The sequence below is a fragment of the Mycolicibacterium sp. CBM1 genome (genome assembly GCF_054073305.1).
Window position 1 is genome coordinate 490,330 of the sequence record NZ_JBSXPP010000001.1, and the last position, 26,349, is coordinate 516,678.

At 67.8% G+C, this 26,349-nt stretch carries 20 protein-coding genes and 1 pseudogene; 7 read left to right on the top strand and 14 right to left on the bottom strand.

Features of this window, described 5'->3' with window-relative positions; all coding sequences use genetic code 11:
* From murJ to ACXDF8_RS02410, 3 genes are read right to left on the bottom strand one after another with little or no spacing between them, the layout of a single operon-like run.
* Positions 1–3,597 (bottom strand): murein biosynthesis integral membrane protein MurJ, encoded by a 3,597-nt coding sequence (murJ, locus tag ACXDF8_RS02400; protein WP_457221630.1) that lies wholly within the window; start codon positions 3,595–3,597, stop codon positions 1–3.
* Complete coding sequence (locus tag ACXDF8_RS02405; RefSeq protein WP_457221631.1) at positions 3,594–5,927, bottom strand: hypothetical protein; 2,334 nt, start codon at positions 5,925–5,927, stop codon at positions 3,594–3,596. Before ACXDF8_RS02405 ends, murJ begins: the two co-directional genes overlap by 4 nt.
* Before the next feature lie 2 nt (positions 5,928–5,929).
* Positions 5,930–6,733: an NUDIX hydrolase gene (locus ACXDF8_RS02410; protein WP_457221632.1), complete on the bottom strand. Its 804-nt coding sequence runs from the start codon at positions 6,731–6,733 to the stop codon at positions 5,930–5,932.
* Positions 6,734–6,828: 95 nt separating this feature from the next.
* Here ACXDF8_RS02410 and ACXDF8_RS02415 point away from each other — a divergent pair, with 95 nt between their 5' ends.
* Positions 6,829–8,289, top strand: coding sequence for a CCA tRNA nucleotidyltransferase (locus ACXDF8_RS02415; protein ID WP_457221633.1), 1,461 nt, complete (start codon positions 6,829–6,831; stop codon positions 8,287–8,289).
* A gap of 6 nt (positions 8,290–8,295) precedes the next feature.
* Positions 8,296–8,811, top strand: coding sequence for a pullulanase (locus ACXDF8_RS02420; protein WP_457221634.1), 516 nt, complete (start codon positions 8,296–8,298; stop codon positions 8,809–8,811).
* On the opposite strand, the gene ACXDF8_RS02425 is transcribed toward ACXDF8_RS02420, so the two are convergent.
* Positions 8,808–9,587 (bottom strand): TIGR03084 family metal-binding protein, encoded by a 780-nt coding sequence (locus ACXDF8_RS02425; protein ID WP_457221635.1) that lies wholly within the window; start codon positions 9,585–9,587, stop codon positions 8,808–8,810. The genes ACXDF8_RS02420 and ACXDF8_RS02425 overlap by 4 nt on opposite strands.
* A 10-nt stretch (positions 9,588–9,597) precedes the next feature.
* Positions 9,598–10,881, bottom strand: a complete 1,284-nt coding sequence (locus ACXDF8_RS02430) for an MFS transporter (protein WP_457221636.1) — start codon at positions 10,879–10,881, stop codon at positions 9,598–9,600.
* 72 nt (positions 10,882–10,953) lie between these two features.
* Between ACXDF8_RS02430 and ACXDF8_RS02435 the strand changes: the two genes are divergently transcribed.
* A complete protein-coding gene (locus ACXDF8_RS02435) occupies positions 10,954–11,559 on the top strand; it encodes a YqgE/AlgH family protein (protein WP_457221637.1) in 606 nt (201 codons plus the stop codon).
* Positions 11,560–11,590: 31 nt separating this feature from the next.
* On the opposite strand, the gene ACXDF8_RS02440 is transcribed toward ACXDF8_RS02435, so the two are convergent.
* Both ACXDF8_RS02440 and ACXDF8_RS02445 read right to left on the bottom strand, forming a co-directional pair.
* Positions 11,591–11,929, bottom strand: coding sequence for a hypothetical protein (locus ACXDF8_RS02440; protein WP_457221638.1), 339 nt, complete (start codon positions 11,927–11,929; stop codon positions 11,591–11,593).
* A 23-nt stretch (positions 11,930–11,952) separates the two neighbouring features.
* Positions 11,953–12,885 (bottom strand): LpqN/LpqT family lipoprotein, encoded by a 933-nt coding sequence (locus tag ACXDF8_RS02445; RefSeq protein ID WP_457221639.1) that lies wholly within the window; start codon positions 12,883–12,885, stop codon positions 11,953–11,955.
* A 317-nt stretch (positions 12,886–13,202) separates the two neighbouring features.
* On the opposite strand from ACXDF8_RS02445, the gene leuS reads away from it, so the two are divergent.
* Entirely contained in the window at positions 13,203–16,034 is a 2,832-nt protein-coding gene (leuS, locus tag ACXDF8_RS02450; RefSeq protein WP_457221712.1) for a leucine--tRNA ligase, read from the top strand.
* Between the two features lie 12 nt (positions 16,035–16,046).
* Here leuS and ACXDF8_RS02455 read toward each other — a convergent pair whose 3' ends face one another.
* Complete coding sequence (locus tag ACXDF8_RS02455; protein ID WP_457221713.1) at positions 16,047–16,760, bottom strand: SDR family oxidoreductase; 714 nt, start codon at positions 16,758–16,760, stop codon at positions 16,047–16,049.
* 86 nt (positions 16,761–16,846) lie between these two features.
* Here ACXDF8_RS02455 and ggh point away from each other — a divergent pair, with 86 nt between their 5' ends.
* A complete protein-coding gene (gene ggh / locus ACXDF8_RS02460) occupies positions 16,847–18,187 on the top strand; it encodes a glucosylglycerate hydrolase (protein WP_457221640.1) in 1,341 nt (446 codons plus the stop codon).
* A gap of 154 nt (positions 18,188–18,341) precedes the next feature.
* Here the strand turns inward: ggh and ACXDF8_RS02465 are convergent, their stop codons facing one another.
* From ACXDF8_RS02465 to ACXDF8_RS02475, 3 genes and pseudogenes are all read right to left on the bottom strand, one after another.
* A complete protein-coding gene (locus ACXDF8_RS02465; RefSeq protein ID WP_457221641.1) occupies positions 18,342–18,800 on the bottom strand; it encodes a MarR family winged helix-turn-helix transcriptional regulator in 459 nt (152 codons plus the stop codon).
* 66 nt (positions 18,801–18,866) lie between these two features.
* Positions 18,867–19,400: pseudogene (locus ACXDF8_RS02470) on the bottom strand (amino acid ABC transporter ATP-binding protein); the annotation flags it as partial.
* Positions 19,401–19,415: 15 nt separating this feature from the next.
* Positions 19,416–20,081 (bottom strand): GntR family transcriptional regulator, encoded by a 666-nt coding sequence (locus tag ACXDF8_RS02475; protein WP_457221642.1) that lies wholly within the window; start codon positions 20,079–20,081, stop codon positions 19,416–19,418.
* Positions 20,082–20,470: 389 nt separating this feature from the next.
* On the opposite strand from ACXDF8_RS02475, the gene ACXDF8_RS02480 reads away from it, so the two are divergent.
* Entirely contained in the window at positions 20,471–21,388 is a 918-nt protein-coding gene (locus ACXDF8_RS02480) for a DUF4344 domain-containing metallopeptidase (RefSeq protein WP_457221643.1), read from the top strand.
* Positions 21,389–21,434: 46 nt separating this feature from the next.
* Here the strand turns inward: ACXDF8_RS02480 and ACXDF8_RS02485 are convergent, their stop codons facing one another.
* Together ACXDF8_RS02485 and ACXDF8_RS02490 are read right to left on the bottom strand one after the other, a co-directional pair.
* Positions 21,435–24,329: an MMPL/RND family transporter gene (locus tag ACXDF8_RS02485; RefSeq protein ID WP_457221644.1), complete on the bottom strand. Its 2,895-nt coding sequence runs from the start codon at positions 24,327–24,329 to the stop codon at positions 21,435–21,437.
* Positions 24,326–24,751 (bottom strand): MmpS family transport accessory protein, encoded by a 426-nt coding sequence (locus ACXDF8_RS02490; protein WP_457221645.1) that lies wholly within the window; start codon positions 24,749–24,751, stop codon positions 24,326–24,328. Before ACXDF8_RS02490 ends, ACXDF8_RS02485 begins: the two co-directional genes overlap by 4 nt.
* Positions 24,752–24,983: 232 nt before the next feature.
* Here ACXDF8_RS02490 and ACXDF8_RS02495 point away from each other — a divergent pair, with 232 nt between their 5' ends.
* The gene (locus ACXDF8_RS02495) at positions 24,984–25,556 is read left to right on the top strand and encodes a TetR/AcrR family transcriptional regulator (RefSeq protein WP_457221646.1); all 573 of its coding nucleotides are present in this window, start codon (positions 24,984–24,986) and stop codon (positions 25,554–25,556) included.
* Positions 25,557–25,562: 6 nt separating this feature from the next.
* Here the strand turns inward: ACXDF8_RS02495 and ACXDF8_RS02500 are convergent, their stop codons facing one another.
* On the bottom strand, positions 25,563–26,348 hold the full coding sequence (locus ACXDF8_RS02500) for an LLM class F420-dependent oxidoreductase (protein WP_457221647.1): 786 nt from the start codon (positions 26,346–26,348) through the stop codon (positions 25,563–25,565).
* Between the last annotated feature and the right edge of the window lies 1 nt (position 26,349).

Sequence of the window (26,349 nt, forward strand, 5' to 3'; positions counted from 1 at the left end):
TTAGGAAGCGGCCTTGACGGTAAGCCCGGAGATCTCGGTGCGGTTCTTCCCATCGGTGGTCCCCATCGTGGAGATCCACACGACCAGATAGGACGTCGGCGTGGTGGCGTTGACGTTGATCGTGTTCGCGCCCGGCTGGAGCGTGGTGGGCTGGGTCAGCGCGGTGGTGTCCTCGAGGGTGGCCGGATTGGCCGTCGCGGACGCGCGGATCTGCACCTGGGTGCCGGTGCTGGGCACGGTCAGCGAGACGCTGCCCACGGTCGTCGGCTGCGGCAACTGCAGCAGCAGGCCCACGCCGTTCTTGAAGTTCGGGAACGGATTCGGGTCGGTGTAGGTGTCCGTCGACCAGCCGGTACCGGGTCCACCGGTCAGCGCGAGGTCGGCCTTGTCTGGGTTGTCGGCTCCACCCTGGGGCGAAAAGACAGTTGCCTTAACGGGTTTCACGGTCCCACCGGACGGCGCTGCGGCGCTGCTCTGCGACGCCGACGGATTGAGCCCCAACTGATCGCCCTTGAGCCCGCCGCCGACGTCACCGAAGACGCTGCTCAGCACCGAGGCCAGCACGATCAGCGCGACTATGAGGACCGTGGCGCCGACCCCAATGCCGATGAGCAGGTTGCGCCGCCGCCTGGCCTGCGCCTCGGGATCGTGCTCGGTGAGAGCAGGTGCCGAACCCGGGTTGGCGGTCGCGACCGGTTCGAGCAGTTCGGTGCGGTCGGCCAGTGCGGTCGCCTGCTGCAGCAGATTCAACAGCGTTGGGGCGGTGCGAATGCCACCGTCCACCTGGACCGAGCGGGCGGCGGCCGCAGAGATCTGGAAGGGGATCTCGCGGTTGACGGCTCGGGGTTCGAGCGGTTCACCGGCCGGGTCGGTCTCGGCGGCCGGCAGCCCACTGGGCACCCCTGCCTCCGGCAGCGGCCAGCGATCCACCAGTAGCGCGTACAACGTGGCGCCGATACCGCGGATGTCGGCTTCGGGGGTGGCGTCGGGCATGGTCGCCGGGAAGGCCAGCGCCACATCGCCTTCGATGCTCACCCGCACTCGGCTGGGGTGGTCGATCGACAACGCGACACCGGATTGATGCGCGGCGTCGGCGGCCGCCGCCAGCGACTGGACGGCGCGTGCCCCGCCGATCGGGGAGGGCGAGGTGTCGGCGACTTCCTTCAACGAGCCGCCGCGGATCCACTCCGAGACCACCAGGCCACCGGCGCCGGTATTGGCGACATCGAGTACGCGGGCCACACCGGGTCGCTCGATGCGGCTCAATCGCAGTGTGCGGGAGAGGATTTCCTGCACCTGCCCGTCCGGCATTGTGCCGTCGGGATCGACGAAGGTCAGTGCGACCTGCCGGTCGAGCGCGGTGTCCAGCGCCTGCCAGAACTGCAGGCCGGGAGGGCCACCGTGGAACACCAGCAAGCGATAGCGTCCGCCGGCGATACTGGCCCCGGGCATCAGATGGGCCTCATCGTCGGCGGCGGCGGACACTTCCATCGCCGGCTCCCGCGGGGAATCGAAGGCCATCGGCTCACGGGTCGGGTCGCCGGCGAAGTCCGCGTTCGGTCGCCGCGGCGGTACCGAAGTCAGTCCCCGGGTCGCTTCGCTCCTGCCCTCCGACGGGGCCACGGTGCCGACCTCGACCTCGTCCGGCACATCCGGCTGGAAATCGTCGGCGGCCTGCCGCGGGATCTTCGTGGTGGCGTCGCCGGGCTGGTCGACCGGAGGCATGCCCGAGGGTTGGTCGTTCACCTCCGGTCCTTTCCCCGTCGCTGCTCCGGTCACGTCCACCGAAGCGTCGTACCGCAGGGGCCGGTGCCCGGCAGCGGCCGAATTCCTGTGCTCAGGGTACGGGACCGCTGTCACCGGCTGGGGCCGGTCGAGCGCAACCGTTCCGGTGGCCGCGACCGGTGGCGTACGGATGATGCGCCGTTTCATTGCACGCCAGGCCGCAACCGCGTCGGGTACCCGCGCGGCGAGCATCACCGCGACCAGGATCGGGCCCATGATCAGGCCGAGCACCAGCAGGCGCAGTAGCGAACCGGCGCCGCCGGCGTGCTCGGTCAGCGACTGCAGGCCCAATAGCCGGTCGGCGACGTAACCGATCAGTCCGGCCAGCAACGACGCGGCCGTGGTGACCAGGATCGTGCGGATCACGTCGAGGTCGAGCAGCCGCCCGCGCTGCGGTTTCAACGTGCGGTGCAGCAGCACGTAGCCGAGTACCGCGCCGGCCAGGAAACCGAGGCCGTTGGCGAGCCCCAGATAGCCGGCGACCAGTTCCTTGTCGTCGGTCAGGTGCGGGGCCAGCAGTGAGGCGGCGATTTTCACCACCGTGATCGCGATGATGATGAGGATCGGCGTCCACGGTTGTTCGCGGGCGTAGAACACCCGCAGCTGCAACAACACCAGCGCGTAGGGGACCAGCGTGAACGACGACAGCGTGATCGCCATGCCCAAGTAGTTGGCGTCGACCTCGCCGAAATTGCCGTACGCGAACAGCGCGCTGCCGATCGCCGGACCCCCGACGGTCATCAGCGCGACGATCGGGATCAGGGTCACCATCGTCAGGCGGGTGGCCAGGGACAGGTCGGCCAACACGGCCCGGGTGTCGTCGGCGGCGGCGTTGCGGCTCAGCCGCGGCATCACCACCGTCAGCACGGTGACGCCGATCATCCCGAACGGCAGCTGCAGCACCAGCCAGGTGTAGGCGTAGATCGCCGGGCCCGAAGCGGCTGCGGTACTGGCGATCTGGTTGCCGACGATCAGGCCGACCTGGCTGATCAGCACATAGAGCACCATGGCGGCGGCCATCGCCCCGAATCGCTTGAGCCGGTCGTCGATGCCCCACAACGGTCGCAGGCTGATCCGCTCGGCGCGGATCGCGACCAGGAGCACGGCCGCCTGGGCCACCACACCCAGGGTGGTTCCGACACCGAGCACCAGCAGCTTGGCGTTGCCCATCTCCACGGGGTCCACCGAAAGCGGTCCCGGCACAATCACATAGAGACACAGCGTGGCGATCGCGACGACATTGTTGATCACCGGCGCCCAGGCCGGCGGTCCGAACACATTGCGGTTGTTCAGGATCGCCATGAACACCGAGGACAGACCGTAGAAGATCACCTGCGGCAGCAGCAGGTACGCGAACGCGATGGTCAGCGACTCGTTGACCTGTGGGTCACGGCCCAGCATCAGCCGCACCAGCAGCGGACCCGCAGCCACGGACACGACGGTGGCCGCCAGCAGCAGCGCGGTGGCCAGGGTGACCAGCCGGCGCACGAACGCCTCACCGCCGTCGGGGTCGTCGCGCTCGGCGCGCGCCAGCACCGGGACGAAGATGGCGGTGAACGTCGCCTCCAACACCAGTGCGGCGATCATGTTCGGCAGCTGGTTGGCGACAGTGAACGCACTGGACAGTGCGGCGCCCAGGATGGCGGCGAGCAGGACGATTCGGATGAAGCCGGTGATCCGGCTGACCAGTGTCGCCAGTGCCATGCCCCAGGAGCGTGACACCACCGCGGCGTCGGACAGTTCGGCGCGCACGGCGCGGCTGCGGGCACCCGGCCGGACGTAGGCAACCGGCCGGCGGGGCGGGGGTGTCATTCGGTGCCGCCGGTGGCTTCGGCGCGGCGCGGTCGGTCCAGGTCGGCGGGGTCGGGCTGGCCGCGGAAGCGGTGGTAGAGCCGGCGCCCCACGAGCAGCGCGAGCACTGTGCCGCCGGCCAGCGTGATGGCGAAGAGCACCTTGCCGTAGGCATTGGAATGCACCGACAGCCGAACCGGCTCGCCAAGTTGCAGCCCATCGGGGGTGCGCAGGCTGACGTCGACGGCGACCCGCTGGGTGAAGTGCACCTCGATGGGCACCCGCAGCGGCAGGTACCCCGGCGGCACCTGCTGTTCACCGAGGTCGGTGACCGTCATACCGGGTGGGGCGTCGACCTGCAGTCGAACCCGGATCGGGACGGCAAGGTCGTTCCGCACCGCCAGCGGGAGTGGACTGTGTTCGGTGGCCAGGGTGTACGAGCCGCCTGGGTTGACGATCGTTACCGCACCGAACAGGTCGTCGATGGTCGTGCCCACCACCGCCAGCCGGCGGCGGGCCAGATCGTTACGGCTGTCCGGCGGTTCGGTCTGGCTCAGGCTGCGCAGCATGTCCTCGCGCAGCGGCGCGGTGTACTGCGGGCCGGTCAGCCCGGTACGCGGGTCGGTGGTCAGCGCCGCTGTGAGGCCCCACAGCCGGCCGATCTGCCTGCTGATGGTCGCCACGACGTCGTCGTCGAACCGGCCCCGGGCCTCACCAGGAAGGCCGGCGCCGGGGCGCTGGTCGGCCACCGCGGCGGACTGGTTGATCACCCCGTCCAGCGGGCGCGGCACCGCCAGCCCGGAGCGGATCGTGGTGGCCAGCGCCGTGAGCATCGCCGCGGCGTCGTCGGGTTGCGGGCTCCACGTCATCGGCGGCACCAGGATTTGGTCGCGCGGTTCCGCGGCCGGTTGCAGCGCCCGCCACAGCATCGAGCCGATCGCATCCTGCCGGCGCGCGACGGTCGAGTCGTGGCTCAGCGGCACGCTCAGCGACGAATCCACGTAGGTCGGCGTTTCGGGGTCGGTGCCGACGGCGGCCAGAGCGGCGCCCACAGCCGGATCGAACGGCGCGATGACGACCTGCGGTGAGAGCCGCCGGGCGGTGACGTCGGCGATCATCTGCTCACCGGTCGTGGAGTTTTGAGCGGTGCAGTCGGCCGCGGCCAGCGCGACGGTCGAGCCCTGCCCGTTGAGGAGGGCCACCGCGCCCGGCGTCAGGGGCCCGTCACCGAAGATGGTGGCTCCACGCACCGAGGTGACGCCGAGGATCTGGTCGAGGATGTCGCCGGCGCTGGCCGTCGCGGCGGTGTTGAGGCCGGCGTCGCCGACTCGTTGCAGGGCATCGAGATCGGCCTGCGCGTACGGTGTCGGCGCCACGCACATCCGCTTGGCCAGCGCGCGCAGTTTGTCCAGCCACGCCACGGCTGCCGCCTGCCCGGTGCCCGGATGCGACGCCGGGCCCAGCCCGTCGGCGGAGTCGGCGACCACATATCCCGCCGTCATGGCATTGACGGTGACCAACAGGTCCGGGTCGACCGCCAGGCACAGCGCGCGGGTCACCTCACCACCGGGATCGACGGCGGCACTGGTGGCGAAGTCGACCGCGGACACAAGGGTGTCCAGGCGCCCACCGGGAGCCAGCGACACGGCGAGGTCGTCGTTCATCAACCGCACCGGCGTGGTGCCGCCGGGCACGCCCGGAGCCAACCGGGGCTGGTCGGCCACCGGCCACAGCATCGTCACGGCCACCGGTTTGCTGGTGTCGGGCGCGACGACGGCGGTCAGCGGGTCGCCGGTGGTGCTGGCCGGGTCGGGCGGCACACCGAGGACCGGAAGGAGGAAGCGCGCGTCGTCGAGCCGGGCGGCGTCGCCGTAGTCGGGCGTGCCGTTGACGTTGACCAGCAGCGGGTACACGCCGGGCTGCTCGATACCCAGGGAGGGTCCGCTAGCGGAGCGGATCGGATAGGTAAAGGTGAAGCCGACGGCTTGGCCGCGCTGGATCTGGGGAGAGATGTCGGTGAACTCGCCGACGGGCTGGTACTGGTCGTTGGCCCCGCCCAGATTGGTTCGCAACCCGGCCGAGGACGTCACCGCGGCAGCGTGTTCGAGGCGGGCCACGACGTCGCGGACCGGCCGGTCGCCGACGTTGGTGATTGTGCCGGTGACGGTGACGGTGGGTTCGCTGGTGGTCGTGACCAGGTCGGGGGTGACGGTGTCGAGGCGCACCCGCAGGAACTGCGTCGAGCCCGGTTCACCGGCCGCCGCGGGTGCGGCGTTCGTGGGCATTGCGAGCAGAGCGAGCAAACCGAGGATCAGCACGATCCGGGGCAGACCGCCGACCCGCCTCGGCATCGTCACGTCCCCGGTCCGCAGCCGTTCGTCCGCGGACCTGACTGACGCGGCCCGCCCTCGTCGGAGCGACGGTTGCGGGTGTGTGAATGCGTTTGCGGTCGCCGGCGGGGAGTCGTGCGGGGCAGCGGCGGCAGGGCCGACTTGCCGTCGCTCTGCAGCAGTTCGATCAGCTCACCGGCAACCTCGGCGAGCCGGCGCTCGTCGGCGTAGGCCAGCCGCTTCGGCAATTCCTGAAGAGGCACCCAAGCGACCTCGGTAACCTCGACGTCTTCATCGGAGAGTTCGCCGCCGGAGAACTGCATGAGGTAGTGGTGAACGGTCTTGTGGACGCGCCGGCCCTCGGTCACGAACCAGTAATCGATGCTGCCGAGCGCGGCCAGCACACTGCCGCGGATCCCGGTTTCCTCGGCGACCTCACGGATCGCGGTCTCTTCGGCGGTCTCACCCTGCTCGATGTGCCCTTTGGGCAGCGACCACAGCATCCGGCCGCGGCGATCCACCCGGCCGATCAGCGCCGCGACCTGGGTTTCGCGGGGGCCGTCGAGGCCGTCGATGACGAGGCCACCCGCCGACGTCTCGTGGACGGTCCGCAATCGGGTGGGGGCGCGGCGCGGGGAGCGGGGGCGATTGGGTTTGCCCGGCCGGGGCTTGGTGTTGTCACTTTTGGCGGCGGCGCTGGTGTCGGAGGCTTCCGGGGCTTGCGGGGCCCCGCCTTCGGCCGCGACGTGCTGCGGCGGACCGGCAGCGCGACGGCCACGGCGCCGACCCCGGCGCCGTCGTGGTTTGGCCTGTTCGCCGTCCGACACCCAAGCGATAGTAGCTGGCACGCCAGGGCGTTCCTGCCCGCACTCGCCGGGAGCGACCCACCGCTTGCATTGCCGGACGACTAGGCTCACGCCACGTGTCCGAAGCCACCCACGATGTCGAGCTGCTTGCCCGCGCCCTCGTCGAACTCAACCGACAGGGTGAGCTGCTGCGCGAGATCGGGGCGTTGTTCGCGGCGGCGGGCCATGAGCTCTACCTGGTCGGCGGCAGTGTGCGCGACGCCGTTCTGGGCCGGCTGACCACCGATCTGGACTTCACCACCGACGCCCGGCCCGAGGTCATTCAGCGGCTGGTGCGGTCGTGGGCGGACGCGCTGTGGGATACCGGCATCGACTTCGGCACGGTGGGCGTCGGCAAGGCCGGGCAGCGACTGGAGATCACGACCTTCCGGGCTGACAGCTACGACCAGGTGTCCCGTAATCCGCAGGTGCGTTACGGCGATCGCCTCGAGGACGACCTGGTTCGCCGCGACTTCACCGTCAACGCGATGGCGGTGCGTATCACCGCCGACGGCCCAGGCGACTTCATCGACCCACTCGGTGGGCTTGCGGCGTTGCGCAGCCGGATCATCGACACGCCGGCGCAGCCCGAGGTGTCCTTCGGTGACGACCCGCTGCGCATGCTGCGGGCCGCCCGGTTCGTCTCCCAGCTGCAGTTCACCGTCGCCGACCGGGTTCGACAGGCGATCGAGGCGATGGCCACGCAGCTGGAGCGCATCACCGTCGAGCGGGTCGCCGTCGAGTTGGACAAGCTGTTGTTGGGTGCTGACCCGGTCGCGGGTCTCGATCTGATGGTGCAGACCGGTATGGGCGACGTGGTGCTGCCCGAGATCGGCGGTATGCAGATGGCCATCGACGAGCATCACCAGCACAAGGACGTCTACCAGCATTCGCTGACCGTGCTGCGCCAGGCCATTGAACTGGAAGAGGCTGGAAGCCCGGATCTGGTCTTGCGGTGGGCGGCGATCCTGCACGACATCGGCAAGCCGGCCACCCGACGCCACGAGTCCGATGGCGGGGTGAGCTTCCACCACCACGAGGTGGTCGGCGCGAAGATGGTCCGCAAGCGGATGCGGGCGCTGAAGTACTCCAAGCAGATGGTCGACGACGTCTCCCAGCTGGTCTATCTGCACCTGCGGTTCCATGGCTATGGCGATGGCAAGTGGACCGATTCGGCGGTGCGCCGCTATGTCGCCGACGCCGGGCCGCTGCTGGCGCGGCTGCACAAGCTGGTCCGCGCGGACTGCACCACCCGCAACAAGCGACGGGCGGCGCGGCTGCAGGCCAACTACGACGAACTCGAGGCGCGGATCGCCGAGTTGGCCGCGAAGGAAGACCTGGCCCGCGTGCGTCCGGATCTGGACGGCAACGAGATCATGCGGCTGCTCGACATCCCGCCCGGCCCGCAGGTCGGCCAGGCGTGGAACTTCCTCAAGGAGCTTCGGCTGGATCGCGGCCCCCTCGACCATGACGAAGCCGTCGCCGAATTGCAGGCTTGGTGGAATCAGCGGAACGCACAGGGCACGTCCGGCGTCTGATCAGTCGTGGACTACTGCCTGGGACCCGGCGACGGTACCGCGGCGATGTACAGCGGACATCCCGGTGTGGACGTCGACGGGGACGGTGAACTCGACGGGGTGCAGCTCGATCTCGACGGTGACGGCGAGTTCGACGATGCGTTGGCCGACTTCGATGACGACGGCCTGGCCGACCATGCCGGCCTCGACCTCGACGACGACGGCACCGCCGGGCGCCTCTACACCGACGACGGCTCCGGGACGTGGACGCTGACGGCGGCCGGACCCGCCGCGCCACTGCGCTGGTTCGGTGTCGACGGTGTCGAGCACACGGCAAGCGGCGCAACAGATTTCGATGGTGACGGTCGTCTTGACCGGTTACTGGATGTCGACCGCGACGGGTTGGCCGATCGCGCTTTGCGCGCCGGCGTCGACGGCGGTTTCGACACCGGCTACGTCGACACCGACGGTGACGGCCAGTTCGACATCGTGCTGCTGGACAGTGATGGGGACGGCGCCGCCGACCAGGCCGGTACGCCCTAGCCGCTTCGGCCCAGGCCGGGCGGTCCGGCGAACGCCTGGGCGATCTCCAGCCAGCGGATCGCGTCCTGCCCCTGGGCGCGCACGTCGAGCTGGGCGCGCGCCCGCCGCTGGGTGACCAGACCGCAGAAATCCAGGGCCGAACCGCTGACCCGCTGGGCGGCGTCGTCGGGGCCCCAGGTCCACAGCCCGCCGTCGGGTGCGCTGAGTTCGACGCGGAACGGCTCGGCGGGCGGGGTCAGCCCGTGTACGCCGAACGCGAAGTCGCGGGTACGCACCCCGAGGTGGGCGATCGACTTCAGCCGGGCGGTGGGGGCGGGCTGTACGCCGAGGGCGTCGGCCACGTCGAGGCCGTGGGCCCAGGTCTCCATCATCCGCGCGGTCGCCATCGACGCCGCGCTCATCGGCGGTCCGAACCACAGCAACTTGCGGCCCTCGGGCACGGAGCGCAACGCGGTGTGCAGCTGACTGCGAGTCTGACGCCACTGCGCCAACAGGTCTGCCGGAGCTGTCGCAGCGAGGTCCGCAGCAGCGCTGTCGACGAAGCCCAACGGATCGGTGCTTGCAGCGCTCAGCACCTCTGCGAACGCCGGCTCGTCGAGTACCGAGGTCAACGCCACTCGGTCGGTCCACAACAGGTGCGCGATCTGGTGGGCGATGGTCCAGCCCGGTGCCGGCGTCGGGCGCGCCCAGCTCGCCGCATCCAGGGGGCCGACCAGCGCGTCGAGGGCCTCGCTCTCGTCACGCAGATCGTCGATGATCGGGTCCGCGGCGGCCATGGGCCAAACTCTAGAACTTCGGGGTGCGCCGTCGTCCCATAAATGCGTGCAGGGCGAGCCCCAGTAGGTAGACCACGGAGCCGGCCAGGGCCAGGCCCGGCGCGCGGCCGTCGGGCGGCATCACTGCCGCGGACGCGGTGGTCGCCAAGATGAACGACACCCAGAACAGTGAGTCCTGAACCGCGAACACATGTCCGCGCAGGGCGTCTTCCACGTCGATCTGCATGGCGGTGTCGGCGCACAGTTTGACCATCTGGCCGGCCAGCCCAAGCAGGAATCCACACGCGACCATGACCGCCAGCTGCAAGGTGGCGCCGGCCAGCTGCACGACCGCGGCGAACACCAGCGCGCCGTTGGCGGTGGCGTAGCGGCCCCACCGCTTGATCGCCGGCGGGGCCAGCACATTGGCCAGGAAGGAGCCGCCGCCGGTGGCGGCGACGAAGATGATGGCACTGCCGAAGCCGACGACGGTCTCGGTGTCGGTGTGCCGCACGATCACCAGCACCATCAGGGTGTTGATGCCGAACACCATGCGGTGGGCGGCCAGACCGGACAGGGTGGCCGCGACGGTCGGAGTGCTCAGCACGGTGCGCGCGCCGTAGAGCCAGCCGGTCGCCACGGCGTAGAACGCCGAGCCGTGGACGGCGCGTGCGCTGTCGTCCGGGCCGAGGACATGGCGGGGGAAACGCACCGACAGCACCAGCGCAATGGCCACCGGCAGCGCCACCGAGAAGATGATGGTGGCCGCGCCGGCGTCACCGGCACCGAACAACCACCGCGGCACCAACATGAAATTGGCGCCCAGAAACGTCGCGGTCGCGCCGGTCGCCGTGGCCACCGAGTTCATGGTTACGACCTGATCGCGCGGCACCACGTGCGGGAGCGCCGCCGACAGCCCCGACGTCACGAAACGGCTGAAGCCGTTGACGATCAGCGCGCCGCACAGCACGGCGAGGTCACTGGCACCCACCGCCAGCTGCACGCCGACGGCGATCACCAGCACCAGCCGGGCGAGGTTGGCCGCGACGAGCACCGCGCGGCGATCCCAGCGGTCCAGCATCGCCCCGGCGAACGGTCCGACGACCGAATAGGGCAGGAACAGCACCGCGAAGGCGCCGGCCACCGCCCACGGATCGGCGGCACGCTCGGGGTTGAACAGCAGTCCACCGGCGAGTCCGGCCTGGAACAGGCCGTCGCCAAACTGGCTCGCCGTCCGGAGCTCCAGCAGACGCCAGAACTCAGGCAGGCTGCGCACCGAACGCCAAAGCGAAGCGGATGCACGGGCGTCGACCATCAGCCCCACAGTACAAATATCCGGGCGTGCCCGTTCGCCACAGCGACCGGTGGGTGATGCCATGATGGTGGGGTGGCACAGCCCGAAGATCCCGAAGATTTCGTCGCGCCCGCGGCGAACCGGGTGCGCGCCGGGACCCTGCTGTTGGCCAACACCGACCTGTTGGAGCCTACGTTTCGGCGCAGCGTGATCTACGTCGTCGAGCACAACGACGGCGGCACCTTGGGCGTCGTGCTCAACCGGCCCAGCGAGACCGCGGTCTACAACGTGTTGCCCCAGTGGGCCAAACTCGCGTCCAAGCCCAAGACGATGTTCATCGGCGGCCCGGTCAAACGCGACGCCGCGCTGTGCCTGGGGACATTGCGGGTGGGTACCGATCCGCAGGGCATGCCCGGCCTTCGCCACGTCGCGGGCCGCATGGTGATGGTGGACCTCGACGCCGACCCCGACCTGATCGCCCCCGCCGTGGAGGGCGTGCGGGTCTTCGCCGGGTACTCCGGCTGGACGATCGGGCAGCTCGAGGGTGAGATCGAACGCGACGACTGGATTGTATTGTCGGCGTTGCCCTCTGATGTACTGGTCGAGCCGCGGGTCGATCTGTGGGCGAGGGTTCTGCGCCGTCAGCCGCTACCGCTGTCGCTGCTGGCCACCCACCCCATCGACGTCGGGCGCAACTGAGCCTCTCGAGGCCAGTGCCGCGCTCGGGCGACTATTTGCAGGACAGCGAGCAGCTGGCACAGCTACCTGCGCAGCTGGTTTCGGCTTCCCGGCGGGCGGCGTAGCGGGCGCCCTGCCACGAGCCGGCGGCCACCGTCCCTACCGCGCCGAGTACGCACACGACCAACGCCAACAGGCCGATGTGGGCGGGCGCCGTCAGGGCGACCGTCCCGCCGGCGGCCAGCATGACCGCAGCCGCCAGTTGGGTGGGGGCGACCGCCCGCAGAACCTGGCCGGTGACGTCGGAAGCCGCCGGCCGGGTCAGCGTCCACACGCCCGAAGCGCCGATCAATACGGCCAGGCACAGGCACACCACGCCGCCGATGAACATGCGGCCAGAATACGAGGCCGGGTTCAGCGCTGCGGAACGGGCTCCGCGCCGACGGCGACTGGGGCGGCTGCGGGGACTGCCGCCGGCACTCCGGGTGCCGCGGATGCCGAGGCGTCGGTCAGCGGGGCGGCGGCTGGGTCAGCAGCGGGTGCCGGCGGGGTGGCGGTCGGCGAGGTGACCCGGAAGCCGTTGACGATCGCGTCGGTGGCATCGGCGGTGGCGACGACCTGACTGGCAGCCGTCGTCACCGCCAGGGAGACGAGGTAGCGGTCGGTCCCGGAGGGCACGATGACCTGGCGGCGCGAGGTGTTCAGCGTCATGTCGTTCTCGCGGTACGTGCCCTCGATGATCGCCGAGGGGAATCCGCAGAATTCCGCCATCGAGGCGTCGGTGGTCTGCCAGTTGAACAACTGCTGGCTGTCGACGAAGCCGTGGCTGATGGCTTCCTTGGAATCGAACTCACCGACGAGCTTGTAGACCTTCAGCTGCGCGTTGGAGGTGTAGAGGCCGTCACCACCGACGCGGTCGGCGAGAACGGTGAACGCGTCGGGAACGTTGGGATCGGGAACCATGGTCCAGCCGCGCGGCATCGGCAGCACGATGCTGATCGCGGTGAAGCCCGCCGCCTTCTGCGGCTCCATCGCGACGCGCTTCTCCTTGAGGTAGTCGGCGAGCGTGCCGGTTGTCGCGGGCACGATCGTGTCCGGCGTGACGGCCGTCGCGACCGGTGCGGCCGCTGCAGGCACCTCACCGGAGGCGGTGGTGGCCGCTGGCGCCGCGACAGCGGAGGCCGCCTGCGGTACTGCCGTCACCGTTTCGGTGACGGTGGCCGGTGTGGGCGGAAGCGGAAGGATCGGATCGGCGGACGCGTTGGCGCCGGCAAACACGAGAACAGCGGCCGAGCCGGCCGCCGCACCACCAACTACTACCCGCCAGTTACGGGCAATCCTGATCATCGCAGCAGTCCTTTTCCAACGGTTGGGCCAGGTGAGACCCCGTGCCAGGCGCTGACTGTATCCCCGCGCCGGCGGCGCGGGGTAGGGCTGGAACAGAGCTGGGACCAAGCCCTGACCGCACTGCAACGCAACCGATATCGAGCTGTTGCCGGTGGTGCGACGGCCATCACAGTCGGAGCGGGTGGCATCGCTTGTCACAACGTCCGACGGGCTTCGACAAACGCCGTGGGCGCGGCTCCGAGCGGCCCTTATACCCTGTCTGCGTGACCGAATCATCCCCCGCCGCAGCGCAGAGCATCGTCGATCCCGAAGCCGACATGCCGCGGTTCCGGTACAACGCCGACCTGGCGGGGCGCATCGAGCGGTCCTGGCAGGACAACTGGCAGTCGTGGGGGACGTTCCACGTTCCCAACCCGGTCGGCACGCTGGCGCCCGCAGATTCCTCCGCGGTGCCCGAGGACAAGATGTTCGTCCAGGACATGTTCCCCTACCCGTCGGGGGAGGGATTGCACGTCGGTCACCCGCTCGGCTACATCGCCACTGACGTCTACGCCCGGTATTTCCGAATGACCGGCCGCAATGTGTTGCACGCGTTGGGGTTCGATGCCTTCGGCCTGCCCGCCGAGCAGTACGCGATCCAGACCGGTACCCATCCGAGGATCCGGACCGAGGCCAACATCGTCAACTTCCGTCGGCAACTGGGCCGGCTGGGTCTCGGGCACGACCAGCGCCGTAGCTTCTCCACCACTGATGTGGACTTCTATAAGTGGACACAGTGGATCTTCCTGCGGATCTACAACGCGTGGTTTGACCCGGCGCTGAACAAGGCCCGCCCCATCGACGAACTCGTGGCCGAGTTCGACAGCGGGGCAAGGACTCTCGACGACGGTAGACAGTGGTCCCAGCTGTCGGCGGGGGAGCGGTCCGACGTCGTGGACAGCTTCCGGTTGGTGTATCTGGCCGACTCGATGGTGAACTGGTGTCCCGGGTTGGGCACGGTCCTGGCCAACGAGGAGGTCACGTCGGAGGGGCGCAGCGATCGCGGCAACTTCCCGGTTTACCGTAAGCGGTTGCGGCAGTGGATGATGCGGATCACCGCCTACTCCGACCGGTTGCTCGAGGATCTCGATGTGCTGGATTGGCCGGACAAGGTCAAGGCTATGCAGCGCAACTGGATCGGACGCTCCACCGGCGCGTCGGTGTTATTCGACGCGGACGGCAACGACATCGAGGTGTTCACCACCCGGCCCGACACCCTGTTCGGCGCCACCTACCTAGTGTTGGCTCCCGAACACGACCTCGTCGACCGGCTGGTCGCCGCGCAGTGGCCCGACGGAGTGGATGCGCGGTGGACCTCCGGTGCGTCCACCCCGGCCGAGGCCGTGGCCGCCTACCGGCGCTCGATCGCGGCGAAGTCCGACCTGGAGCGCCAGGAGAGCAAGACCAAGACCGGGGTGTTCCTCGGCGCGTACGCGACCAATCCCGTGAACGGCCAACCCGTGCCGATCTTCATCGCCGACTACGTCCTCGCCGGTTACGGCACCGGAGCGATCATGGCAGTCCCCGCGCACGACCAGCGTGACTGGGAATTCGCCTCAGCGCTCGGCCTGCCGATTGTGGAGGTGATCTCCGGTGGTGACGTCTCTGAGGCGGCCTATGCCGGCGACGGTGTGCTGGTGAATTCGCAGTACCTGGACGGGTCGAGCGTGGCGGACGCCAAGGCGTTGATCACCGAGCGGCTCGAAGCCGACGGCCGGGGCTGGGCGCGAGTCGAATACAAGCTGCGCGACTGGCTGTTCGCCCGCCAACGCTACTGGGGTGAACCGTTTCCCATCGTCTACGACGCCGACGGCAGGGCACACCCATTGCCCGAATCCGTATTGCCGGTGGAGTTGCCCGAGATCGCCGACTACTCGCCGGTCATGTTCGACCCCGACGACGCGGACAGTGAACCGTCGCCACCGCTGAACAAGGCGACCGACTGGGTGCAGGTCGAGCTGGACCTCGGTGACGGCCTCAAGCCGTACACCCGCGACACCAACGTCATGCCGCAGTGGGCGGGCAGCTCCTGGTACGAGCTGCGCTACGCCGACCCGCACAATCCGGATGAGTTCTGCGCCAAGGAGAACGAGGCCTACTGGATGGGGCCGCGGCCAGCCGAGCACGGCGCCACCGATCCGGGCGGGGTGGACCTGTACGTCGGCGGCGTGGAACACGCCGTCCTGCACCTGCTGTATTCGCGGTTCTGGCACAAGGTGCTCTATGACCTGGGGGACGTCTCGTCGCGGGAGCCCTACCGCCGGTTGGTGAACCAGGGTTACATCCAGGCGTTCGCCTATACCGACTCCCGCGGTACCTACGTGCCGGCCGCCGACGTCGTCGAACGGGACGGCAAGTTCTTCCTGCCCGGGACCGAGGGCGACGGTCGCCCGGAAATAGAGGTCTTCCAGGAGTTCGGCAAGATCGGCAAGAGCCTGAAGAACTCGATCTCGCCGGACGAGATATGCGACAGCTACGGCGCCGACACCCTGCGGGTGTACGAGATGTCGATGGGCCCTCTCGAGGCGTCTCGGCCGTGGGCGACCAAGGACGTCGTCGGTGCGCATCGGTTCCTGCAGCGGGTGTGGCGCCTCGTGGTGGACGAGAGCACCGGCGCGGCAAGGGTTTCCGAGCATGAGGCACTCGACGAGGAGACGCTGCGGCTGCTGCACCGGACCATCGCCGGGGTCCGTGAGGACTATGCGGGTCTGCGCAACAACACCGCAGCGGCCAAGCTGATCGAGTACACCAATCACCTCACCAAGGAGGGTGTCAGCGCTCGGGCAGCGCTGGAGCCGCTGGTGTTGATGGTAGCCCCGCTCGCTCCGCACCTAGCCGAGGAACTCTGGCAGCGGCTCGGCCACGGTGAGTCGCTGGCCCACGGCCCGTTCCCGGTCGCCGACCCGCAGTACCTGGTGACCGACACCGTCGAATACCCGGTTCAGGTCAACGGCAAGGTCCGCGGCCACATCACCGTCGCCGCCGATACCGACAAGGCGAGCCTGGAAGCGGCCGCCCTGGCCGACGAGAAGGTGCAGGCGTTCCTCGCGGGGGCGACACCGAAAAAGGTGATCGTGGTCCCGGGCCGGTTGGTCAACCTCGTCGTGTAGCGATTCGGCGCATCAGCGCCGGCCGGTCGGGCGGAGCACCACCTGGTGGGTATGCCCGTCGGGCGGGGTGGCGATCACCTGTGCGACGGTCAGCGCCACGGTCTCGGCCGCCAGGAACTTCGCCGCGTCGTACTCCGCGCCCTCGTAGGCGATCAGTTCGCGCTGCATCTCGGTGTCGACCCGACCCGGGTGCACGGTGGTGACGCGCAGGTCGGGTTCGTCGGCCCGCAGCGAGTCGGCGAACGCCCGCTGGGCGAACTTGCTCGCCGAGTACGCAGCCAGTCCGGGAGAGACGTTCAGGCCGGCCCCGGAGTTGATGAAGACGACGTGACCGTGCGCCGCGCGCAGGGCCGGCAGCAGCGCCAGCGTCAGGGCCACCGGGCCGGTCACGTTCACCTCGAAGCACGCCCGCCACTGCTCGGGGACCGACTCGGCGAACCGGCCCGGATATCCCACCCCAGCGTTGTGGACAAGCACGTCGAGCTCGGCCAATGGTTCCGCGGCGGACTCGATGCTGTCGGGGTCGGTGAGGTCCAACGGCCAGGTCGTGGCGCCGAGGCGCTCGGCGAGGCTGTCGAGCCGCTTGGACGGGCGACCCGCGAGCAGCAGGGCGTGGGTAGGTGCCAGCGCCTCGGCGATCGCCGAACCGATGCCGCCGCCCGCGCCGGTGATCAGGGCCGTCCGTTGACCCGGGTCGCTTCGCTCCTGCCCGCTGGGTTTGGTCACCTGGTCGCTTCGCTCCTGCCCGCTGGGTTCCACGCACCCAACCCTACCGATCTGCGTTTCACCCCCGCGCGTCGCAGAATGAACCCGTGGCATACGACCCGAGCTTCGGACCGACGCAGCTGGCCGCCCGCGCGGCCTACCTTCTGCGCGGCAATGACTTGGGTGTGATGACCTCCGCCGCCCCGCTGCTGTATCCGCACATGTGGAGCTGGGACGCCGCCTTCGTCGCGGTGGGTCTGGCCCCGCTGAGCGTGGAGCGCGCAGTCGTCGAACTCGACACGCTGCTCTCGGCGCAGTGGTCCAACGGGATGATTCCGCACATCGTGTTCGCCAATGGTGTCGACGGGTACTTCCCCGGCCCGGCCCGCTGGGCCACCTCGGCGCTGGCAGCCAATGCCCCGCGCAACAGGCACACCTCCGGCATCACCCAGCCGCCCGTGCACGCGATCGCCGTGCAGCGCATCCTGGACCGCGCCCGTAGCCGGGGCCGGTCGACGCGGGCCGTGGCCGAGGCGTTCCTGGACCGGCGCTGGGCCGACCTGGTGCGCTGGCACCGCTGGCTTGCCGAGGCACGAGACCAGAACGAACGAGGCCGGATCACGCTGTACCACGGCTGGGAATCCGGCATGGACAATTCGCCGCGTTGGGATCCCGCGTACGCCAACGTCATTCCCGGCAATGTTCCGGAATACCAACGCGAAGACAACCACATCGTCACCGACGCGAGTCAGCGCCCGTCCGACACCGAGTATGACCGTTACCTGTGGCTGCTCGAGGAAATGAAATCCGTTCGCTACGACGATGATCTGCTTCCGAAGGTGATGAGCTTCGCCGTCGAGGACGTCTTCGTCTCGGCAATCTTCTCGGTGGCCTGCGACGTGCTGGCCAACATCGGCGAGGACTACAAACGGCCGCACGCCGACGTGCGTGACCTGTACTCCTGGGCGGAGCGGTTCCGCGTCGGCGTTGTCGAGACCACCGACGAAAGAACCGGGGCAGCAAGGGATTTCGATGTCCGCGGTGGAAAGTGGATCGCCACTGAGACAGCCGCGCAGTTCGCACCACTGCTGTGCGGCGGATTGCCGCACGACCGCGAGCGCGCGCTGCTGCGGATTCTGGAGGGCCCGCGCTTCTGCGGCCATCCCGACCTGAAGTACGCGTTGATCCCCTCGACGTCACCGGTGTCCAAGGATTTCCGGCCCCGCGAGTACTGGCGCGGCCCGGTTTGGCCGGTGCTGACGTGGTTGTTCTCCTGGGCTTTCGCCCGGCGCGGCTGGTCCGAGCGGTCCCTGCTGCTGCGCCGCGAGGGCCTGCGCCAGGCCAGCGACGGCACCTTCGCCGAGTACTACGAACCGTTTACCGGCGAGGCGTTGGGGAGCATGCAACAGTCCTGGACCGCGGCGGCCGTGCTGGACTGGCTGGGTTGATCCCCGAGTCGCTGCGCTCCTGCCCGCCGGGCGTTGATCCCCGAGTCGCTGCGCTCCTGCCCGCCGGGCGTTGATCCCCGAGTCGCTGCGCTCCTGCCCGCCGGGCGTTGATCCCCGAGTCGCGGCGCTCCTGCCCGCCGGGCGTTGAAGTGCGCTAGCTTTCGGCCTGTTCGGCCAGGCGCTCCAATGGGCGCAGTGCCTTGCTCAGGGTCTCGCGCTCCTCATCGTTGAGCTTGGACAGCATTGTGGCGAGATTCGCGCGGCGCACGGCCAGCGCCTCACGGTGCTGCACCAGCCCCTGCGGGGTGACTTCGACCAGGACGGCGCGCAGATCGGAAGGGTCGCGTGAGCGCTTGACCAGTCCGAGTTTCTCGAGCCGGCGGATGGCAACGGTCGTGGTCGGTGTGCGCACCCGTTCGCGGGCAGCCAATTCGGTCATCCGGATCGGGCCCTGGTCCAGCAGGGTCAGCAGGATCGACAGCTGCGCCAGGGTTAGGTCACCGCCGGCGGTGCCGGTCTTGGTGTCCCCCCGGCGCAGGACCGAAAACAACTTGGAGAGGACCCGCTGCAGGTCCGCAGAAAGGTCGGTGACCTGCGGCTCGGCCTCAATCATAGTTCGACAGTCTAACCGGTCGGTGCCCACCGACGACGATGTTGCAGCATTTGTTCACTGAGCAACTCAGAGGACCTGGGACAGGAACCGCTGCAACCGGTCGGTTTCGGCGGCGGTGAAGATCTGCTCCGGCGGCCCGTACTCGACAACCGCACCGTGGTCCATGAACACCACCGAATCGGCCGTCGAGCGGGCAAAGCCCATCTCGTGGGTGACCACCACCATCGTCATCCCGTCGGCGGCGAGTTCGGCCATCAGGGTCAGGATGCCCTTGACCAGCTCCGGGTCCAGCGTCGAGGTCGCCTCGTCGAAGAACATGACCTGCGGCGCCATCGCCAGTGCGCGGGCGATTGCAACCCGTTGTTGCTGTCCACCGGACAGGGTGGTGGGCCGCACATCGGCCTTGTGGCGCAGCCCAACTCGGTCGAGCTGGGCCAGAGCCAGCTCACGCGACTCATCGGCGGCCAGTCCTTTGAGCTTGCGCGGTGCCAGGGCGACGTTGTCGAGGACGCTGCGGTGTGGGAAGAGGTTGAACTGCTGGAACACCATGCCGATCCGCTGTCGAAGCCTGTCGGGATCGTCGCGCAGCACCGACTTTCCGTGCACCGCTTCGGCTCAAGACGAGGGCAAGTCGCCGAAGATGCCGCGGCGTTGCAGGTCGGTGATCAGCACGTCGGCCATCAGGTCGGCCCGGTCCGTACACGCCCGTCGGGCAAGTTCGGGCACGCCGTTGTGAATCGCCTTGTGCTCGATCTCGGCGAACGGCAGCAGCAGCGTGCGGATGCCGTCGTATTCGAGCCAGAACGTTCTGACGATAAGGCTGCGCGAGGCCGCGACGGCGGCGCGCAGGCGGGGTCCGGCATAGGCTGCGACGACGGCGGCGCGGTATCGCTCCGACCCGTGGAAGTAGGTGGGCGGATCGTCGGTGGTGCTTAGCATCTCGAAGATGGCGTCGAGCTCGCCGAGCACCTCGGGTCGCGGATCGGCCGCGGCCCGTGCAGCGATCGCGCCGGTCAACAGACCGTGAATTTCGTGGTGCTCGCGCAGCGTCTCCTCGTCGAAGCGTTGGACGAACGCGCCACGGTGGTAGCGCGTCTCCACGATGCCGTCGTGCTCCAGTTGCCCGAGAGCCTCCTGGATGGGGATTCGGCTTACGCCGAGCGCGGCTGCGATCTTGTCGCGGTCCACCCGATCACCGGAGCGCAGCCGACCGGTCAGCAGCAGATCGAGAATGTGCGCACAGACCAACTCTTTGTCTTTGATCCCATAGCGTTTGGGCATCGTCCTCACAGTCGCGTCCCGGATGGGTGAGGGGCGCCGCGTCCATCCTGCCGCCTCGCCGTGCAGGACAGCATCGGATTCGGCCAAACACCGAAACAAGACGGACAGCCTTCGGCACGCCGCCGACCAGGACCCGCACCACGCTGCCCGACGACTGCTACGCGGTGGCGCCGATGTCCGGCGGGCAAACCGCTGCGATGGCGTACCTGCGCAGACGGGCCCGGTCTGTCGGGGTCGGGGAGACCTCGCTGATCGACGGGGCGTGCTTCGCCCAGCGGTATCCGGACGGAGCCACGCGCAATCAACTTCGCAACGCTAATATAAGTTTGCCCAGCGGGGGAGGGCTGTCTGCTGCGGCTGGTATCCGGTGACGAACAGAGGATTTCTGCGTGGTAGCGAAGTGGGGCACGGGCATGGTCGGGGTGGTCGCCGCGGTCGCGTTTGCCGCCGCCGGGTGCGGGCACAAGGATTCAGCCGCGAAGCCGTCGGAATCATCGGTGGCGAGCTCCACCGCGGAGATCACATATCCGACAGCTACGGCGACCGACGTCAACGACAACGGCACCCCGGACAGCGATCCTTCCGACAAGGACTGGCCCGGCAAGATGACCGTGGTCTACGAGGATGCGACGACACCCGAGGCGATCCGCGGCCGTAAGTTCATGGAGGACAACAACTTGCTGCCGCAGCTTGCCGACGACATCAACGAGACGTTGAAGCTGCCCTACGACATCCCGGTCAAGGGCGTGCAGTGCGGCGAGGCCAACGACTTCTGGAGCCCCGGCAACAAGGCCATGACAATGTGCTACGAGGACGTCGCGGCCAACCTCGACACCTTCCAGAAGGCCAACGTCCCGGATCCGGACACGGCGACTTTCCATGCCGCGATTGCTGCGTTCTATCACGAGACCGGTCACATGATGATCGACATCTACGACCTGCCGGCCCTCGGCCGGGAGGAGGATGTCGCCGACCAGGCATCGGTCTATCTCCTGCTGCGCCCCAACGACGACGGGAAGATCGACCAGGACAGCATCGACGCAGTCAGGGACGGAGCGGCCACGTTCGCCGCGCTCAGCGATGCGAATGACGGCCAGGTCAGCCCGGAGGAGCTCGCAGATGTCCACTCGCCGAACATGACCCGGATGGTCAACATGGTGTGCTGGGCCTACGGTGACGACCCCGACGCGATGCAGGATGTCGTCACCAACGGCTTACTCCCCGAGGACCGCGCCGCGAGCTGTGACGACGAATATCAGAAGCTCGACCACGCCTGGACCACGTTGCTCGCGCCCTACCTGAAGTAACGCCGTTGCTTGTCTGGGCCAGTACGAGTGCGACCTGAGCCGATCGTCACCCAGTGGTGACGCCGAAGGCTGCGTCCTGCTGCGCCGGCGCCGTCGGCCACGGTGCGGGCACCGGCCGGGTTCGGACACGCTGGGGCCACCAGAACCATTTGCCCAGCAGCGCCGCGATCGACGGTGTCATGAGGGATCTGATGACAAGGGTGTCGAACAGCAGCCCCAGACCGATGGTGGTGCCGACCTGACCGATGACGGTCAGCTCGCTGACCGCCATCGACATCATGGTGAACGCGAAAACTAGGCCCGCGGAGGTCACCACCGAGCCCGTCCCGCCCATGGCGCGGATGATGCCGGTGTTGATGCCGGCGTGGATCTCTTCCTTGAAACGGGCGACCAGCAGCAGGTTGTAGTCGGCGCCGACGGCCAACAAGATGATGACCGACATGGCCAACACCATCCAGTGCAGTTCGAGCCCAATGATGTGCTGCCAGATCAGCACCGACAAGCCGAACGATGCGCCCAGGGATAGGACCACGGTTCCCACAATCACGGCCGCTGCGACAGCGCTGCGGGTAATCACGAGCATGATGATGAAAATGAGGCAGAGCGAGGCGATTCCGGCGATCAATAGGTCGTAGTTGGAGCCCTCGTGCATGTCCTTGAACATCGATGCCGTGCCGGCGAGATAGATCCTGGACCCCTCCAGTGGGGTGCCTTTGAGGGCCTCTTTGGCGGCGTGCTTGATGGCATCGATGTGCGAGATCCCCTCGGCGCTCATCGGATCGCCTTCGTGGCTGATGATGAATCGGACGGCGTGGCCGTCGGGGGACAGGAACATCTTCATGCCGCGCTTGAAGTCCGGGTTGTCGAAGATCTCGGGCGGCAGATAGAAAGAGTCGTCGTTCTGGGCAGCGTCGAACGCTTCGCCCATCGCCGCGGTGTTGGACGACGCCGCACTCTGCTGATCCTGCTGACCCTTCTGGGTGGCGTACATGGTCAGCATCATCTTCTTCATATTCTTCATAGTGGCGATCATCGACGGCATGATGGCGACCATCTGAGGCATCAGGGTGTCCAGACGTTCCATGTCGGGCATGAGGTCCTGGATGTCGTCGGTCATCGTGTCCATGCCGTCGAGCGCGTCGAATATCGAGCGGATCGATTGACACGACGGTATGTCGTAGCAGTGCGGTTCCCAGTAGAGGTAGCTGCGTATGGGGCGGAAGAAGTCGTCGAAATTGGCGATGTTGTCGCGTAATTCGCCGATGTCGATCGTCATGTTCTTCATCCTGGCGACCATGCTGTGCATCACGTCGGCCATCTGCTCGGTGATGGCCGACATCTTCTCCATCGAGTCGATGGTCGACTGCATGTCGTTGGCCTGTTGGAGCATCGTGGCCATCAGGTCCTGGTTGTACTTCTCGTTGAGCTTCTGGGTGGTCGCCTGCATGCTGATCTGAAAGGGGATCGACGTGTGTTGGATCGGAGTGCCCTCCGGCCGGGTGATGGCCTGTACTCTGCCGACGCCGGAGACACGGAAGACAGCTTTGGCGATCTTGTCGATAACCAGGAAGTCGGCAGAGTTCCGCAGATCGCGGTCGGTTTCGATCATCAGCATTTCCGGATTCATCCTGGCTTGGGAGAAGTGCCGGTCGGCCGCGGCGTACCCGGAGTTGGCGGGCAGATCGGCCGGCATGTAGTTGCGATCATTGTAGTTGGTCCGGTAGCCAGGAAGCGTGAGCAGCCCGATGAGCGAAAGTCCTATCGTGGCAATGAGAATGGGGCCGGGCCACCGCACGATCAGGGCCCCGAGCTTGCGCCAGCCCCGCACTCGCAGCGCGCGCCGAGGTTCGAGGACCTTACCGAAGCGGCTCGCCACGGTGATCACCGCGGGACCCAGCGTCAGTGCGGCGAAGACCACGACCACCATACCGACCGCGAGCGGCAGACCCAATGACTGGAAGTAGGGCAGGTTGGTGAAGTGCAGGCAGAAAGCGGCCCCGGCGATGGTCAGGCCGGACCCGAGGATCACGTGCGCGGTGCCGTGGAACATCGTGTAGTACGCGGTCTCACGATCCTCGCCCGAGCCGCGGGCTTCCTGGTAGCGGCCGGTCAGGAAGATGGCGTAGTCGGTCGCGGCGGCGATCGCGAGGGTGACCAGCAACGTGGTGGCGAATGTCGAAAGGCCGATGAGATGGTGATGCCCGAGGAAAGCGACGACACCGCGTGCCGCGGCGAGTTCGAACGCCACCATGGCCAGCGTCAACACCACGGTGATGATCGATCGATAGACGAACAGCAACATGGCGATGATCACCGAGAACGTGAGCACCTCGATCATCCGCATGCTGCGATCACCGGCTAGTTGTTGGTCGGCGGCCATGGCCCCCGGACCCGTCACATAGACGTTCAGACCGGCTGGTGCCGGCACGCTTTCGACGATATGGCGGATCGTTTCGATGGATTCATTGGCCAGTGCTTCACCCTGGTTGCCCGCGGTGTACACCTGGACATAGGCGGCCTTGCCGTCGGCGCTCTGTGCGCCGGTCGCGGTGAGCGGGTCGCCCCAGAAGTTCTGGACGTGTTCGACGTGCTTGGTGTCCTGCTCGAGCTTGGCCACCATGGCGTCGTAGTACCGGTGCGCCGCGTCGTCGAGTGGGTGGTCGCTTTCCAGCACGATCATCGCGGAGCTGTTGGAGTCGAACTCCTGGAAAGCCTTCCCGATCCGCTTCATGGCAATCATCGATGCCGCCTTGGCGGGCGTCATCGACACCGATTGCTCCTGGCCGACGACCTCCAGTTGGGGCACAACGGTATTGACCACCACGATGAGCCCGATCCAGGCGAGGATGATCGGCACCGCGAATCGGCGAATCCAGCGCGCCAGACCGCGGTGTGGTGTCAACCCCGGCGCGGCGGGCATAGCCTCCGTGATGGCGTTCATGCCGACTTCACCAGGCAGAAGGTCTGGGCGGCGACTCCGGTCGAGGTGCGCTCGTCTTTGACCTTGTCGTCGACGGTGATGCGGCAGGTGATGGTGTCACCGTCGCCTTGGGCGACGATGTTCGGGAAGGCCGAGGGGGCGGTGGTGTCCAGGGTCAGCGACCAGGGCAGCGGGGTGTCGTCGAGGCGTTGGGGATGGGCGCCGAGGTCCAAGTAGTTTATGTTCGCGTAGGTTCCGTTGCCGAACACCTCGTAGGTGACCACTTTCGGTTCGAACGGTTTGGTGTCGTCGTCGGCGGCGCTGGTGACGCTGGCATCGTTGGCGACACCGAAGAACGTCCGGATCCGTGCCACGGTCGTCGCCGCGATGATGATGACGATGACGATGAGCAACGGCATCCAGGCTCGGCTCAGGACCTTCACGTTCGAGAAACCCTTCAGCAGTGGGGCATTCGATGGGGGCAACCGCTGGCGCGCCGGCGTGGCTACGGGTGGGCAGCCCGCCGCTGTGACAGCCGCCACCTTCGCTGTGCGTGTAAGGCAGATTAGCCGTACGGCTAATTGCACACAAGTGTTCCGGCTATGTGGCGCGGAGGGCAATACTGGGGATCAGCGGCGTCTTACCTCGCCGACCGGACGATCAGAGGGATTGTTGGTGTCCAGACCAGTCGCGCAGCGGAGTTCCGCTCGTCAACGGGTTCTCGACGCCGCCGTCAGCCTGTTCGCCGAGCATGGCGTCAGGGGGACGTCGCTGCAGATGATCGCCGACCATCTCGGCGTTGGCAAAGCCGCTGTCTATTACCAATTCCGTACCAAGGACGAGATTGTCCTCGCGGTGGTACGCCCGGTGTTCGAGGACATGGCGCGGGTGATCACGATCGCCTCCGCACTGCCGGCCAGTGAGGCGCAACGCGACACCGCGTTGAGCGGGTTGGTCGAATTCTCCGTACGGCACCGCGATGTGGCGTCGCTGTTGTTCGGGGACCCCGCAGTCGGCGCCATGGTGCGCTCGGATCCGGAGTTCGAGCGCACTGCGCACCAGCTAAGGAGTCTGTTGGTCGGCGCGGATCAGAGCGTCGGCAACAGGGTCACTGTCGCGATGATCATCGCCGGGGTCCTCATCAGCACCGCCGACCCCTTTCTGAGCGACATCTCCGATGCCGACCTGCACGCCACCCTGATGACGTGCTCGCAGTGGATGCTCAAGCTGCCCCACCCCGATCAGTGAATATCTTCAGCGGCTGTCGCGCCAGCGGATGAGCGCCTGCGCCGGCCCCAGGTCGTAGTCCGGTCCGTTGGCGCCGACGGTCATCAACGTCACCCCCAGCTGGGCCAGTGCCTCGGCGTTGGCCACCAGTGTGCCGGGGTCTTTGCCTTCGACGCCAGAGGAGCGTTCGATGCTTGCCGGGTCACGGCCCACCTCGGCGCAATGCCGGTCGAGCACCTCGGCCTTGCCGGGGTAGGTCTCAGCAGTGGTGAATCCATGCCACTGGTCGGCGTATTGGGCCACCAGGCGCAGCGTCTTGCGCTCGCCCTGCCCGCCGATGAGGATCGGAATGTCGCGCGTCGGCGCGGGATTGAGCTTGGCCAGCCGGGACTTGATCCGGGGCAGCGCCGCGGCGAGGTCGTCGAGTCGGCTGCCGACCGTGCCGAACTCGTAGCCGTATTCGTCGTAGTCCTTCTGTTTCCAGCCCGATCCGATGCCCAGGATCAGCCGTCCGCTCGAGATGTGGTCGACGGTGCGGGCCATGTCGGCCAGTAGCTCGGGGTTGCGGTAGGAGTTGCAGGTGACCAGCGCGCCGATTTCCACACGCGAGGTCTGCTCGGCCCACGCGCCGAGCATGGTCCAGCACTCGAAGTGGGCACCGTCGGGATCACCGTAGAGCGGAAAGAAGTGGTCCCAGTTGAAGACGACGTCGACACCGATGTCCTCGCAGCGACGTACCGCGTCACGCATCTGGTTGTAGTCCTGGGAATGCTGCGGCTGCAGTTGCACGCCGATCCGGATGGGGAAGGTCACA